The sequence below is a fragment of the Actinospineispora acaciae DSM 45401 genome (assembly GCF_000620785.1).
GTDB lineage: Bacteria > Actinomycetota > Actinomycetes > Mycobacteriales > Pseudonocardiaceae > Pseudonocardia > Pseudonocardia acaciae.
The window spans coordinates 1,491,910-1,506,227 of the sequence record NZ_JIAI01000001.1; the positions used below are offsets into that span (position 1 = coordinate 1,491,910).

Consider the following 14,318-nt stretch of genomic DNA (forward strand, 5'->3'; position numbering starts at 1 on the left):
CATGGAACTGAGCCCCAAGAGCGTTCCGCTCCAAGACCTGGAACATGTGATCAACGCGATAGTCGTCCCCCGGCCGATCGCCTGGATCACCACCACCGAACCGTCCACCGGAGTGCACAACCTCGCGCCGTTCAGCTACTACAACGCGGTGTCCATGGCGCCGCCGGTCATCAGCGTGGCCTTCAGCCCGAAAGGCAAGAAGGACACGTTGGAGAACATTCGGAGCACCGGCGAGTTCGTGGTGAACGTGCCGACCCACGAGCTGGGCAGCGCCATGGTGGCCTCCTCGGACCAGGTCGCCGCGGACGTCGACGAGATCGAGATGGTCGGGCTGTCCACGGCGCCGAGCGCCGAGGTGCTCCCGCCCCGGCTGGGCGAGTCGCCGGTCAGCCTGGAGTGCCGGCTCGACCGCGAGATCGGCGTCTACGACTGCGTCATGGTGCTGGGCGAGGTCGTGCACGTGCACGTGGACGAGTCGGTGATGGCGAACGGGCGGGTGGCCGTCGAGCGGCTGCACCCCGTCGGCCGGCTCGGCGGGAGCCTGTACACGCACGTCGAGACCTCGTACCGGATGCGGTGGCCGAGCAGCTGGGCGACGTCGTCGTGACGATCCCGACGGTGGCCGGCGCTGTCGAGCCCGCCGAGCTGGGCCGCACCCTGATGCACGAGCACATCTTCGTGGTGGACCCCGAGCTGAGCCGCGACCGCCCCGGCGAGTTCGACGAGCCCGCCGAGATCGAGCGGGCCAGGCGGTCGCTGCGCGAGCTGAAGGCCTCCGGCTTCGACACGCTGGTGGACATGACGGTCATCGGCCTGGGGCGCGACGTCGACCGGGTCCGCAGGGCCGTCGAGGGCACCGGCATGAACGTCATCGTGGCGACCGGCATCTACACCTTCGGAGCGCTGCCGAACTACTTCCGCGCGCGAGGCCCCGGGACGGCGAACGGCGGCGAGGACCCGGTCCTGGAGATGCTGCTGCGCGACACCCGGGTCGGGATCGGCGGGACGGGCGTGCGCGCCGGGGTGCTGAAGTGCGTGATCGACGCCTTCGGCGCCACCCCGGACGTGGAGCGGTCCACCCGGGCGGTCGGGCGGGCGCACCGGGCGGTGGGCACGCCGATCAGCACGCACTCGCACGCGCCCTCGCGCTCGGGCCTGGTGCAGCAGGACCTGCTGGCCTCGGAGGGCGTCGACCTCGGCCGGGTGCTCATCGGGCACTGCGACGACACCGACGACCTGGACTACCTGACCCGGCTGATCGAGCGGGGCTCGTACCTCGGCGTCGACCGTTTCGGGCTGGAGACCATTCGCCCGGACGCGGACCGGGTCCGCACCGTCGCCGAGCTCTGCCGGCGGGGCTACGCGGAGCGGCTGGTCCTTTCTCACGACGCGTCCTGTTTCACCATGAACTATCCGACGGACACCCGGCAACGCGTTCTGCCCAACTGGCGGCACGGCGCGATCGGCGACACGTTCATTCCGGCCCTGCTCGCCGCCGGGGTCACCGATGACCAGGTGGAGCGGATGCTCCGGGGAAATCCGGCGGCCTTTCTGGGTCGCACGGATCCTTACTGACACAAGAGAACCAGGAGACCTTTTCGTGCCGCAGGACAAGATTGTCGCGTCCGCGTCGTCGGCCGTCGCGGACGTGCCGGACGGCGCTAGCATCGCCATTGCCGGGTTCGGCGTCACGCACAGCTTCCCCTGCACGCTCACCGTGGCGTTGCGCAAGGCGGGGCCGCGCCACCTGCGGCTGGTCGCGAACTCGCTCGGTGAGAACGAGCTCCGCTCGATCAGCCTGGTCGAGAACGACCAGGTCGACAGCCTGGTGGTGTCGTTCTCCGGTCGTGCCGGCGGTGGCACGTCCAGCGCCGAGCGGATGGTGGCGGACGGTCGACTCCAGCTCGAACTGTGCCCGCAGGGCACCCTCGTCGAGCGGTTGCGGGCGGCCGGCGCCGGCATCGGTGCCTTCTTCACCCGCACCGGGGTGAACACCGCCATCGCGGAAGGCAAGGAGGTGCGGCGGCTCAATGGCGTCGACCACGTCCTGGAGACGGCGCTGCCCGTCGACTACTCGCTCATTCGGGGCTTTCGGGGCGATCGGTTCGGCAACATTCAGTTCCGGGGCAACGGGGCGAACTTCATGCCCGCGTTCGCCAAGGCGGGCCGGGTGGTGATCGTCGAGGTGGACGAGGTGGTCGACGAGATCGCCCCGGAGGACGTCGACCTTCCCGGCGTGTTCGTGGACCGCGTGGTGCGGACCGACCTGACGCTTCCGGTGGACTTCATCGCCTCCCAGCGCAAGGCTCCCACCACCCGCGCGAGCTATGACGGCAGGCCCGCCTGGTCCCGGGCCGAAATGGCCGAGGTCGCCGCCGACATGCTGCCCGACCCCAGCTACGTGAACCTGGGCCTGGGCATTCCCACGCTGATCTCGAACTACATAGACGGCCGCGACATCCAGCTGCACGCGGAGAACGGGATCCTCGGCTACGGCGAGCTGGCGCCGACCGACGACTACGACAAGGACATCTTCAACGCCGCCGGGGAGTACGTCCGCCTTCGGCCGGGCGCGTCCTTCTTCGAGAGCGTGGAGTCGTTCGAGATGGTGCGCGGTGGTCACATCGACGTGGTCGTGCTCGGGGCGTACGAGGTGGACGCGGAGGGCAGCATCGCGAACTGGTCGCGGCCGCTGGTGGGCGGCGCCATCGGGGGCGCGATGGACCTGGTGGCGAGCGGGCGCGACGTGATGGTCATGCTCACCCACCTGTCCTCGAAGGGACGCCCGAAGCTGGTGCGCAAGTGCGGTCTTCCGCTCACCGGTGCCCGCTGCGTCACCTCCGTCGTCACGGACATCGCGGCGATGCGCCGCGTCGACGACACCTACGTGGTGGAGCGGGTGGCGCCGGGGTTCACCCGCGACGACGTGGTGCGCATGACGGACTTCCCGCTGGACTTCGCCTGACGGTGCTCGGTGAACAGGCCCTCGATGCGGCGGGCCGACTGGTGCAGCACCGGGACCATCCGCAGGACGGCTCGCGGGTTCGGGATCGACCGGGCGTGCACGCTGAAGCTCATGGCGGCCTGGACGTTGCGGTCCGAGGTGTAGATGGGCACCGCGACCGCGACCAGGCCGACGATCATCTCCTGGTTGATGACGCAATGGCCGTTGCGCCTGATCTGGCCCAGCAGCGTGCGCAGTACCTGCCGGTCGGTCACCGTGTTGTGCGTGTACGGAAGCAGGCTGGCGGTGGACAGGTACCGCTCGATCTCGACGACCGGTTGGAAGGCGAGCAGCAGGCGCCCCAGCGAGTTGCAGTAGGCCGGGCGGCGGGTGCCCACCGGAACCGTCATCAGTGGCGCCTTCGGCGCTTCGGCGCGGGCGACGTTGATCGTCTCGTCCCCGTCGAGACGCCCGATCGACACGGCGACGCCGTGCTTTCGGGAGAGCTTGGTCAGCTCGGTGACGAGGGCCTGGCCGGTCGACATCGGGGTTGGCTCCGAGGGCATGGCACGGCCGGGCGCCACCCAGTAACGGACGCCGTCGGTCTGGACGTACCCGAGGTCGCGCAGCGTGAGCAGATAGCGACGCGCCGCCGTCCTGGTGACGCCGGCGGCGTCGGCGACCTCGGAGACCGTCCTCGGCGTGGTGTCCTGGAACGACCGCAACACGTCCAGCCCGCGCTGCAGCGACTGCACGAAGTACGGGTCCCGCTCGGCACCTGCCATGGAGGTGTTATAGATACTCGGCCGGGCACAGTCAACGCGTCAGGACGGCTCGCAGCGGTCCCAGGCCCATCGGCCCGAGCCGCAGCGCCCGCATGTGGAAGTCCTTCAGGTCGAAGCCGGGGGCGCGCTCGGCCTCGGCCCGCACCTGCCGCCACAGCCGCGCGCCCACCCGGAACGCCAACGCCTGCGCGGGCCACCCGAGGTACCTGTCGACCTCGAAACGCGCGGTCGCGGCGTCGGCGCCCGCCGCCTTCTGGAGCACCTCGACGCCCAGCTCGGGCGTCCAGCGGGTGGCCTTGGTCAGGCCGTTGCCGGCCGGGATCGGAAGTCCGAGGTGCAGGCCCATGTCGATCACGATCCGGGCGGCGCGCCACCGCTGGCCGTAGAGCATCCCCAGCCGCTCCCCGGGGGTGCGGAGCAGGCCCAGCTCGTCGGTGAGGCGCTCGGCGTAGTGCGCCCAGCCCTCCACGTACCCGTGCACGTGCGCCATCGACCGCTGCCACGGGTGCAGGCTCGGCTCCGCCATCGCGACGCAGATCTGCAGGTGGTGGCCGGGGACTGCCTCGTGGTGCACGGTGGTCACCGCGCGCCAGGGGAACGAGGTGCCGTCGGCGGGCGGCGACCACCAGACGCGGCCGGGCCGGGAGAAGGACGGGTCGGGCGCGGTGTAGTACATGACCCCGGTGGTCGTGGTGGACAGCCGGCACTCCGGCCGGCGGGCCACGGGCGGCAGGTCGAAATGGACGCCGTCGACCGCGTCCACCACCTCGTCGACCCGGCCCTGCAGCCAGGCGAGCAGCTCGTCCGGGGCGGACAGGCGCGCGGACGGGTCGGCGTCGAGCGCGGCGGCGGCCTGGTCGAGCGAACCGGCGCCGAGCTCGGAGGCGACCGAGGACATCTCGGCGGTGAGCCGGGCCAGCTCGTCCCAGCCGAAGGCGTACGTCTCCTCCAGGTCCACGTCGTCGCCCAGGAACGCGCGCGCCGTGACGCCGTAGAGCTCGCGCCCCACCCCGTCGGACGCCCGGGCGCGCGGCAACAGCTCCGTACGCAGGAACTCCGCGAACGCCGCGGTGGCCGCCGTGGCGTCCGCCGCCGCGCTGGCCAGCCCGGGTTCGGGGCCGACCAGCCCGCGGTAGAAGTCGTCGCGGCCGACCCAGCGCTCGCACTGCTCGGCGACGGCGAAGACCTGCCGCCGTGCGACGACGTGCCCCGCCGCCTGTGCCTCCCGCAGCGTGGCGGCGTAGTCGGCGAGCGCGGCCGGGACCAGGCGCAGGTGCTCGCCGACCCGTTGCCAGTCGTCAGGTGTGACGTGCGGCAGGTTGTCGAACACCTCGCGGACCTGGTGCACGGGGGTGGCGAGCGGCGCCAGCAACGCCCTGGTGAAGCCGGCGTCGTCCATGGCCAGCTCGCTGCGCAGCCGCTCCTGGAGCGCGAGCCCCAGCACGCCGTCCGTCGACCCGCGCACCGAGGCCAGCGCCCGCTGCCATGCGTCGCGGCGGCGGCCGAAGTCCTCGGGCGCGAGCGCCGGCATGACCACGTACGGCTCGCGCCCGAGCGCCTCGGCGGCGGCCGGGTCCACCGGCTCCAGCTCGGCCAGCAACCGGTCGGCGACGTCCCCGGCGGTGGTCACGGGGGTGGTCACGGCACCGGTGGCGTCACGGCCAGGATGAACCGGGCGAGCTTGCCGCTGTCGTTGCAGAACCGGTGCGCCAGCCGGGAGTCGAACGTCAACGCCTCCCCCGCCACCACCACGTGCCGCTCGTCGTCGATCTCCACCACGACCTCGCCCTCCAGCACCACGATGCACTCCGTCGACTCGTGGCCCCGGCGCACCGACGAGCTGACGTTGCCGGGCAGCATGGTGGCCGCCAGCACCTCCAGCTCGCCGCGCCCCGGCGTGAGCCGCTCGTAGCTGATCTCCCCCTGCGGCGCGGTCAGCCGCATCCGCTCGCCGGGCCGCGACAGGTGCACCAGCGGCGCGTTCGGCTCGCTGAACAGCTCGGCGACCTCGGAGCTGAACACGGTGGCCAGCTTGCGCAGGGTGGACAGGCTGGGCTCGGTCACGCCGTTCTCGAGCTGGCTGAGCAGCGCCGCCGACACCTCGGCGCGGGCGGCCAGCTCGCGCAGTGTCATCTTGTGCCGCAGCCGCAGCTCACGCAGCCGTTCACCGATCATCGGCCAGCTCCTCGACCCGATGGCAGGCGACCAGGTCGCCGCCGGCCTCGCGCAGCGGCGGCTCGGTGAGGCACACCTCGCGCGCGTGCGGGCAGCGCGGGCGGAACCGGCATCCCGGCGGCGCCGACGACGGGTCCGGCACCTCGCCGCGCAGCACCGCCGGCAGCATCGGCGCCCGCGAGATCCGAGGGATGGCGCCCACCAGCGCGCGGGTGTACGGGTGGTTCGGACACGCCATGAGCTTACGAGTGGGCGCCTCCTCGACGATCTTGCCGAGGTACATGACCGCCGTTCGGTCCGCGATGTCGTGCACCAGCGCCAGGTCGTGCGAGATGAACAGCAGCCCCATGGTCAGCTCCCGCACCAGCGAGAGCAGCAGGGAGACCACCTGCGCCTGGGCGGAGGCGTCCAGCGCGGTGACGGGCTCGTCGGCGATGATCAGCTCGGGCTCGGCGGCCAGCGCCCTGGCGATGGCCAGCCGCTGCCGCTGGCCGCCGGAGAACTGGTGCGGGTAGCCGCTCGCGGCCTCGGGCGGCATGCCCACGCGGTCGAGCAGCCGGGCCACCCGGTCCTCGCTGGCTTCACCGGGCGGGATGCCGTCGAGGATCTGCGAGCCGACGGTGCGGCGCGGGTTCAGCGAGCCGCCGGGGTCCTGGAAGATCATCTGTAGCTTGGTCTGTGCGGTGTCCCGGCGGCGCCAGCCCAGCGGCGTGACGGGCTCGCCGTCGAACGCGACGGTGCCGGCGGTGGGCGCGGACAGGCCGGCGGCGACCCGGGCCAAGGACGACTTGCCGCAGCCGGACTCCCCGACCAGGCCGACGACTTCGCCCGCGCCGACGCGCAGGTCGACCCCGGCGACGGCGAGGACGGTGCCGCGACCGCGGGCCCGGTGCTCGACCCGCACGTCCCGCATGACCAGCCTGCTCATGTCAACTCCGGAGCAACTCGGCAGGCGAGCGCGCGTCCGTCGCCGATCGGCAGCACCGGAGGCGGTGTGGCCGCGCAGGCGTCCTCGGCGAACGTGCACCGGGGCTGGAACGGGCACCCGGGCAGGACCTCGGCCGCCGACACCGGCGAGCCCGGGATGGCGCGCAGCGAGCGGGTGGTGGAGAGCCCGTGCGGGCGGGCGCCGAGCAGCGCGGCCGTATAGGGATGCCGAGGTGCGGTGAGGACATCGCCGGTCGCGCCGCTCTCCATCACCCGGCCCGCGTAGAACACGTACGCGCGCTGGGCCAGCGCCGACAGCACGCCGAGGTCGTGGGTGATGAACAGCACGGCGAGGTCACCGTCCCGGCGCAGCTCCTCCAGCAGGGCCAGGATCCCGGCCTGCACCGTGACGTCCAGCGCGGTCGTCGGCTCGTCCGCGATGAGCAGCCGGGGCCGGCGGGCCAGCGCGATGGCCAGGGCGATGCGCTGGCGCATGCCCCCGGAGAACTGGTGAGGGTAGCGGCGCAGGGCCGTCTCCGGCCGGGGGATCCGCATCCGGTCGAGCAGCTCGACCGCGCGGGCGCGGGCCTCGGACCTGCCGACCCCCATGTGCTCGGTGAGCTGGGTGCCGATGCTGAGCATGGGGTGCAGCGCCGAGCTGGAGTCCTGGAACACCATCGCAATGCCGCCGCCCCGCACGTCCTGCCACTCCCGCCGCTCCAGCCCCACCAGCTCGCGCCCGTCGAACCGTACCGAGCCCTCCACGACCGCTCCCGGCGGCAGCAGGTTCAGCAGCGTGAGCGCGGTCAGGCTCTTGCCCGACCCGCTCTCGCCGGCGATCCCCACGATCTCCCCGCTGTTGACGTAAAGATCAAGGTGCTTGATCACCTGCACCTGGCCGGACGGGGTTGGCAGCGACACCGCGAGGCCTTCGACCTCCAGCAAGGGGCTCATCTTCGCGGATCCAACCAGTCACGGACCGCGTCGCCGAGCAGGTTGAAGGCCAGCACGGCGGTCAGGATCGCGACGCCCGGCGTGATGCTCACCCACCACTTGGACAGGTCGTTCGCTCCCCCGGCGATCATGGCGCCCCACTCGGGCGCGGGCGGGCGCGGACCGAGCCCGAGGAAGGACAGCGAGGCCAGCATGAGCACGGCCTCGCCCAACTGCAGGCTGGCCAGCACCACCGCCGGCCCCACGCTGTTGGGCACCACGTCCCGGCGCAGCGCCAGCCACGGCCCCACGCCCAGCATCCGCGACGCCGCGACGAAGTCCGAGCCCCGGATGGACAGCACCGCGCCCCGCACCACCCGCGCGTACGTCGGCCACGAGACCAGCACGAGCGCCAGCACCGCGTTGCGCGCGCTGGGCCCGAACGCCGCGCTGACCACCATCGCCAGGATGATCGGCGGAAAGGCGAACACCAGGTCGGTCAGCCGCATCAACGACTCGTCCACCCACCGCCCCACATACCCCGCGAGCAGCCCGAGACCCCCACCGATGGCCAGCGCCAGCGCGACGATCACCACCGCGAGCGGCAGCGACAGCCGAGCCCCGTAGAGGATCCGGCTCAGCACGTCGCGGCCGAGCTGGTCGGTCCCCAGCCAGTGCGGCGGCGACGGCGGCGTGTAGTACGGACCCGCCTGCACCAGCGGGTCGAACGGAGCGAGCAGCGGCGCCGCCACCGCCACCGCCGCCCACAGCGCCAGGATCGTGATCGCGGCGGCGACCAGCGCCCTCGGCCGTCGGCGCCGGCGCACCGGCCGCAGCCCGAACCACCGGCGGACCGGGACGTCCACGGTCGTCATGAGACGCGGATGCGCGGGTCGATCACGCCGTACAGCACGTCGACCAGCAGGTTGACCAGCGTGTAGACGAATGCGACGAACAGCCCCACGCCCATGATGGCCGGCAGGTCGAGGTTGAGCGCCGCGCGGTAGGCGTACTGGCCGATGCCCGGCCAGCTGTAGATCTGCTCGATCAGCACCGTGCCGGACAGCAGCGAGGCCAGCGCCAGCCCGCCGACCGTCACCACCTGCACCAGCCCGGCCCGCAGCACGTGCCGGCGCAGCACCGTGAACCTGGGCAGCCCCTTGGCGTAGGCGGCCTTGACGTAGTCCTGGTCCAGCACCTCCAGCATGGCCGAGCGGACGAACCGGATGAGCACCGAGACGGTGATGCAGGTCAGCACCAGCACCGGCAGCGCCAGGTGCGCCACCGCGTCCCAGAACACGATCGTCCGCCCGGCCAGCAGGGCGTCCACCGTGTAGAGGCCGGTGATGGGCGCGGGCGGGGTGTACACGGTGGCCAGCCGGCCGCCGTTCGGCGCGAGCCCCAGCTTGTAGAAGAAGACGTACAGCACGACGATCGCCAGCCAGAACGGCGGGGTGGACAGGCCGGTCAGCGCGGCCGCCCGGATGGTCTGGTCGGCGGCGCGGTCCTTGCGCACGGCGGCCCACATGCCCAGCGCGACGCTGATCACCAGCGAGAGCACCAGGGCGGGCAGCGCGATCTCCAGCGTGGCCGGGACGTACCTGACCAGCTCGGACAGGATCGGGTTGCCGGTGGCCTGGGAGGTGCCGAGGTCGCCGTGCAGCAGGTTCGTCAGGTAGGTGGCGTACTGCACCGGCAGCGGCTTGTCGAGGCCCCACTTGGCCTTGTAGGCGGCCACGATCGCCGGGTCCTGCTGCGCGGTCTCGCTCAGGTTGGTCAGCGACGGGTCGCCGGGCACCGCCTGCACCAGCAGGAAGGTCAGCACCGTGACGCCGAGCAGCAGCCCGGCGGTGATCGCCACCTTCCTGGCGACGAACCTGGGCAGCGCGTTCATCGGGTGCCGATGTCGGCCAGCTCGACGATCCAGCCGGCCGCCGTGTACCCGGCGTTGGTGAGGTTCGCGCTGCTCACCACGGTGGTCGAGTTGTACACCAGGGTGATGTACGGGGAGGTGCGGTTCATCAGCCGCTGCCAGTCCCGCAGGTGGGTCACCTGCTCGTCCACGTCGCGCGCGGTGAGCACCTTCTGGGCGGCGGCCACCGTGGCCGGGTCGGCGCGCGCCGCGGCCCAGCCGGCCGCCTGCGCGGTGGAGCCGCCGGGCATCAGGTCGGCCACCACGGACGCGGCCACCGGGTAGTTCAACGACTGCGGGCTGAAGCTCAGCGGCACCCGCCCGGACCTGCGCTGGTCCAGGAACGAGGCGATGGGCGCCGGGTCCAGCTCGATGCGGATGCCGGCCTTGGCCGCGTCGCCCTGCACCTTCGCGGCGACGGTGCCGAGGTCGACGCCGCCGTAGGTGATCGCGGGGTAGAGCAGCTTCACCGGCCGGTCGCCGACGCCGGACTTCGCGAGCAGCGCTTTCGCCGTGTCCAGGTCCTGGGTGCGGGCCTCCGAGGGCGGCAGCGCGCCGGCGTAGGCGGTGGGGACGATCCCGGCGGCGGGCGTGCCGGCCGGCCCGAACAGCGCCGCGGCGCCCTGGTAGTCCAGCGCGGCGCGCAGCGCACCGACCCAGTCCGGGTTGGCGGTCACCGGCGAGACGGCCGGGTCGGCGTGCAGCCGCAGCTGGTAGTAGGTGTCCGGGCTGCCCGAGCGCTGCAGCTCGGCGGGCAGCTCGGACAGGGCGTTGCCGGCCAGGTCCAGGGCGATCTCGGACGCCGGCAGCTTCGTCATGGTCAGCTTCTGGTTCTGGACGTCCATGTTCTGGAACACCACGCGCGGGAAGGCCGGCTTGGCGCGCCAGTAGTTCGGGTTGGCGGTCAGCACGATCCGCGACGCCGCGTCGAAGGACTCGACGACGTACGGGCCGCTGCCCAGCGTCGAGGTGTTCAGGTAGTTGCTCAGCGTGTCCGCCGAGGAGGCGTTCTCCGCGTCGGTGCCGCCGTGCTCGACGGTGCGCTTGGAGTTGAGGATGCCGGCGTAGGGCTCGGCGAGGATGGTCGGCACGTTCGGGTCGACGGCGTCGCTGGTCACCACGACGGTGTCGGGGCCGGTCGCGGTGACGCTCAGGCCCTTGACGATGGCCGAGGCGCTGCCCTTGAGGTTCTTCAGCCGGTTCAGGCTGAACACCACGTCGCTCGCGGTCACCGGCGTGCCGTCGGAGAACCTCGCCGCCGGGTCGAGCACGAAGGTGAACGTCCTGCCGTCGGGGGCGGCGGTGTAGGACCTGGCCAGCTCGGGCACGGGCTTGGAGATGTCCGCGCCCTTGAAGGTGACCAGCGTGTCGTAGAGCGAGTGCACGACGACGTTGCCGGTGGGCTCGTACACCCGGCCGGGGTCCAGGGTCTTGACCACGAACGAGGTGTCCACCGTCAACGACCTGCCGGCCAGCTCGTCCTGCGCGTTGTTGCCGCCGCAGCCACTGAGCAGGAGCGCGACGACGGTGGCCACCACAGCGAACGCAGACCTCATGACGTCCCTTCCGACATTCGTGCCAGCAGCACCACCGGCGGCGACCCGTGCGACAGCAGCCAGTCGTGGAACGCCTTGACGCCGAGCCCTCGGCGCGAGCGCAGCCGGTGGATCAGGTCCCGGCCCAGGACGTACGACGACGGGTACGTCGGGTTGTCGTGGCGGGTGTAGCGGCGGACCTCGCCCTCGGCCATGTGCCGGTCCATGCCGGCCTCGCGGCGCATCAGCTCGATCGCCGCGTCGAGCGTGAGCGTGCCGGTGTGCAGGCCGACGTCCACGACGACGCGCAGCGCCCGCCACAGGGCGTTGCGCCGCTTGAACAGCCGCACCGCGTCGTCGGCCAGGAACCCGGTCTCCTCCAGCAGGTCCTCGACGTACAGGCCCCAGCCTTCCACGAACTGCGGCGTGGCGAAGTGGCGCAGCACCGAGCCACGGTCGGTGCCGAGCTTGTGGTGGACGTACTGCAGGTGGTGGCCGGGGTAGGTCTCGTGCCCGGCGATCGAGGCCGCGAACGCGTAGCAGTTGTCCCGCATGTGCTCGCGCACCCGCTCGTGCGGCGCCTCGGGGTCGGCCGGGGTGATGCGGAACCCGCTGCGCAGCCCCGGCGCGTACGGCGGGCTGGGCGACATCACCCCCAGCGGCAGGCCCTCGCGCTGGTACTCAGGCACCCACTCCATCTCGCAGGCCTCGCCGTCCGGGATGGTGACCAGCTCGTGCCGCGCGGTGTGCTCCCTGGCGCGGCGCATCTGGTCGCCGTACGTGCTGAGGAACTCCGGCGGCCGGGGGTGCCGGTCCTTGATCCGGTCGATCTGCTCGTGCCAGGGCGCGTCCCGGTCCAGCGACGCGGCGAACCGCTCCAGCTCCGCCCGCTCCCGCTCGACGAGGCTCCGTCCGTACTCCGCCAGCCCGCCGGCGTCGATGTCCAGGTGGTGGAAGGTGCCGAGCAGGAAGTCCACGTGCGCGACGCCGCAGGACCACGACCCCCGCGCCCGCTCGCCCAGCTCGTCGACGTACGCGGTGAACTCACCGAGCGCCGGGAGCGCCTTGCTCGCCGCCGCCACCACGTCTGCCGCCAGCGCGGGCGGCAGCGTCTCGGCGTGGCCGGGCACCGCCCGCTCGACGAACCGCTCCAGCCCCCGGGCCGAGGCGGAGCCCATCCGCGCCCACAGCGGCGGCGTCGCCTCGGTCAGGTTGGCCTTCGCCCGCGCGCAATGATCCGGAAGCCCCCTCAACCGCGCGAGCAGCGCCTCCCCGGCGAAGGCCGGATCCAGGTCGCCGCGCATGAGCACCGACAGCGCGTCGCCCATCCGCTCGGCGTACCAGTAGGGCGCGCGCTCCCAGACCCGCTCGACGTCGTGCCGGCGAACCGAGGTGCGCAGCTCGGTCAGCAGCACGCTGTGCTCCAGCCATTCCCGGGTGCCGGCGGCCGGCATGGGCCGCTGCTCGGCGTCCGCCAGCAGCCGCCGGCGTTCGCCTGCGAACCCTTCGATGGCGTCGGGCTCGATGTCGCCGAGGCGGGCGTGCGCGCGCTCGTCGCCCTGGCCGGACGCCAGGATCGGATCGGCCTCGAACAGCAGCTCGACATGCGGGTGCAGGCCGGATGCCGCTGCCGTCGCCATCGACGCCTCCCGTCCGCGCCGGTCAGCGACCGGCCGCCGGAAGGATAGTCATGGTGAACTTCGTATGTCTATGGTGAACGTCCCGGCCGCCGGGCCTGACCGCCGAGGGCCGGATGATCCGTGCAGCCGGTCCGTCTGGTCGTCGAGGTGGCCGTCGAGCCGGGTGCGCAACAGCCGGACCCAGGAGGCCGGGAGCACCTCAGGGTGGTCGAGCAGGCGCCGCGCGGCGGCCAGGTCGGCGCGGTCGACGTTGAGCACGCGGTGCGCCTCGGCCGCTGTGATGCCGTGTCGCGGGCGGACGAGCGGGTCGAGGCGTTCGCCGGCGGCCACCCGGCCGGGGCGCAGTACCGCGCAGTAGAACCCGGTCCGGCCGGTGCGCTGGGTCTGGACCGCCATGTCCGCGATGCCGTGGTGCGCGGCCAGCTTGTAGCAGGGCCGGCGCGGTTGCGTCACCTGGAGCACGGCGGTGCCGACGGCGTAGACGGCGCCGAGCACGGCGTCGCCCTCCAGGAGCCCGGCGATCGTGAGGTTCTCCCCGAACGCCGGCGCGGTGAACCGCCCCCAGGCCGAGTAGTGCTCGTTCGGGTAGAGCAGCACCGCCTTGTTCGGCCCGCCGTGGTGCGTCCGGTCGCCCTGCTCGTCGCCGCTCAACCCGAGCCGGGTGACCTCGACCGGCCCCTGGACCGGGGTCTTCGCGATGCCCGACGGCACGCTCCGGCCGCGCCAGGACAGCGGCCGCGCGGCGCCGACGGACACGAGCAGCACCCGCCCGCCGGTCATCGACGGACCGCGAGCGCGTGCTCGGCCCAGCGGCGCAGGATCCGCTCCCCCGCGGCGGCCACCGCCCGGGCCGCGTCCGGGGCCACCACGGTCCCCGAGGGCAGGTGCGGGCGCACCCTGGCGAGTGCGTCGGCGTCCAGCTCGACGTGGAACTGCAGCCCGTACGACCCGCCGACCCGGAACGCCTGGTGCGCGTACCGCGTCGAGCTGGCCAGCGGCACGCCGCGCTCGGGCAGCTCGAAGGTGTCCTGGTGCCAGTGCACGACCGGCAGCTCCGGCCCGGACGGCCCGAGCACCGGGTCGGCCAGCCCGTCCGGGGTGAGCGCGACGGTCCCGACGCCGACCTCCAGCTCCGGCCCGCGCCAGACGCTCGCGCCCAGCGCCGCCGCGAGGAGCTGCGCGCCCAGGCAGACACCGAGCACCGGCCGGCCCCGGCGGACGCACCGCGCGATCAGCTCCCGCTCGTTCGCGAGATGTGGGTGATCCCGGTCGTCGAGGGCGCCCATCGGCCCGCCGAGCACCACGAGCACATCGAGCCCCGACGCCTCCGGCAGCGGTTCACCCAGGTCGGCGCGCACCACCCGCACCTCGGCGCCGGCCTCGGCCAGCGCCGGCGCGATCAGGCCGGGCCCCTCGAACGGAACGTGTTGAACCACCACCGCCTGCAACCGGGCCTCCTCGGGGTGC

14 protein-coding genes are annotated in these 14,318 nt (G+C 72.7%); 3 read left to right on the forward strand and 11 right to left on the reverse strand.

Going from position 1 to position 14,318, the window contains the following annotated elements:
- Window position 1: 1 nt before the first annotated feature.
- From N912_RS50045 to N912_RS61835, 3 genes are read left to right on the forward strand one after another with little or no spacing between them, the layout of a single operon-like run.
- Window positions 2-607: a flavin reductase family protein gene (locus tag N912_RS50045; RefSeq protein WP_051579779.1), complete on the forward strand. Its 606-nt coding sequence runs from the start codon at window positions 2-4 to the stop codon at window positions 605-607.
- Complete coding sequence (locus tag N912_RS0107210; RefSeq protein WP_028921919.1) at window positions 577-1,575, forward strand: phosphotriesterase family protein; 999 nt, start codon at window positions 577-579, stop codon at window positions 1,573-1,575. The genes N912_RS50045 and N912_RS0107210 overlap by 31 nt, the downstream gene beginning before the upstream one ends.
- 25 nt (window positions 1,576-1,600) lie before the next feature.
- Window positions 1,601-2,965 carry a 3-oxoacid CoA-transferase gene (locus tag N912_RS61835; protein WP_245645195.1) on the forward strand — a complete coding sequence of 455 codons (1,365 nt, stop codon included), beginning with the start codon at window positions 1,601-1,603 and terminating at the stop codon, window positions 2,963-2,965.
- Here N912_RS61835 and N912_RS50050 read toward each other — a convergent pair.
- Genes N912_RS50050 through N912_RS0107270 form a run of 11 tightly spaced genes read right to left on the reverse strand, consistent with a single transcriptional unit; the run spans window position 2,884 to window position 14,290 of the window.
- Window positions 2,884-3,729, reverse strand: a complete 846-nt coding sequence (locus N912_RS50050; RefSeq protein WP_051579780.1) for an IclR family transcriptional regulator — start codon at window positions 3,727-3,729, stop codon at window positions 2,884-2,886. The genes N912_RS61835 and N912_RS50050 overlap by 82 nt on opposite strands.
- Before the next feature lie 31 nt (window positions 3,730-3,760).
- Window positions 3,761-5,371 (reverse strand): DUF885 domain-containing protein, encoded by a 1,611-nt coding sequence (locus N912_RS0107225; protein ID WP_028921921.1) that lies wholly within the window; start codon window positions 5,369-5,371, stop codon window positions 3,761-3,763.
- Window positions 5,368-5,904, reverse strand: coding sequence for a helix-turn-helix domain-containing protein (locus N912_RS0107230; protein WP_028921922.1), 537 nt, complete (start codon window positions 5,902-5,904; stop codon window positions 5,368-5,370). The genes N912_RS0107225 and N912_RS0107230 overlap by 4 nt, the downstream gene beginning before the upstream one ends.
- On the reverse strand, window positions 5,894-6,832 hold the full coding sequence (locus tag N912_RS0107235; protein WP_028921923.1) for an oligopeptide/dipeptide ABC transporter ATP-binding protein: 939 nt from the start codon (window positions 6,830-6,832) through the stop codon (window positions 5,894-5,896). Before N912_RS0107235 ends, N912_RS0107230 begins: the two co-directional genes overlap by 11 nt.
- Window positions 6,829-7,785 (reverse strand): ABC transporter ATP-binding protein, encoded by a 957-nt coding sequence (locus N912_RS0107240; RefSeq protein WP_028921924.1) that lies wholly within the window; start codon window positions 7,783-7,785, stop codon window positions 6,829-6,831. Before N912_RS0107240 ends, N912_RS0107235 begins: the two co-directional genes overlap by 4 nt.
- Entirely contained in the window at window positions 7,782-8,639 is an 858-nt protein-coding gene (locus tag N912_RS0107245) for an ABC transporter permease (RefSeq protein ID WP_051579781.1), read from the reverse strand. The genes N912_RS0107240 and N912_RS0107245 overlap by 4 nt, the downstream gene beginning before the upstream one ends.
- A complete protein-coding gene (locus N912_RS0107250) occupies window positions 8,636-9,658 on the reverse strand; it encodes an ABC transporter permease (protein WP_051579782.1) in 1,023 nt (340 codons plus the stop codon). The genes N912_RS0107245 and N912_RS0107250 overlap by 4 nt, the downstream gene beginning before the upstream one ends.
- On the reverse strand, window positions 9,655-11,232 hold the full coding sequence (locus N912_RS0107255; RefSeq protein ID WP_028921927.1) for an ABC transporter substrate-binding protein: 1,578 nt from the start codon (window positions 11,230-11,232) through the stop codon (window positions 9,655-9,657). Before N912_RS0107255 ends, N912_RS0107250 begins: the two co-directional genes overlap by 4 nt.
- The gene (locus tag N912_RS0107260) at window positions 11,229-12,851 is read right to left on the reverse strand and encodes a DUF885 domain-containing protein (RefSeq protein WP_028921928.1); all 1,623 of its coding nucleotides are present in this window, start codon (window positions 12,849-12,851) and stop codon (window positions 11,229-11,231) included. The genes N912_RS0107255 and N912_RS0107260 overlap by 4 nt, the downstream gene beginning before the upstream one ends.
- Window positions 12,852-12,899: 48 nt before the next feature.
- A complete protein-coding gene (locus N912_RS0107265) occupies window positions 12,900-13,631 on the reverse strand; it encodes an MOSC domain-containing protein (protein ID WP_028921929.1) in 732 nt (243 codons plus the stop codon).
- The gene (locus N912_RS0107270) at window positions 13,628-14,290 is read right to left on the reverse strand and encodes a type 1 glutamine amidotransferase (RefSeq protein ID WP_245645225.1); all 663 of its coding nucleotides are present in this window, start codon (window positions 14,288-14,290) and stop codon (window positions 13,628-13,630) included. The genes N912_RS0107265 and N912_RS0107270 overlap by 4 nt, the downstream gene beginning before the upstream one ends.
- Window positions 14,291-14,318 lie beyond the last annotated feature (28 nt).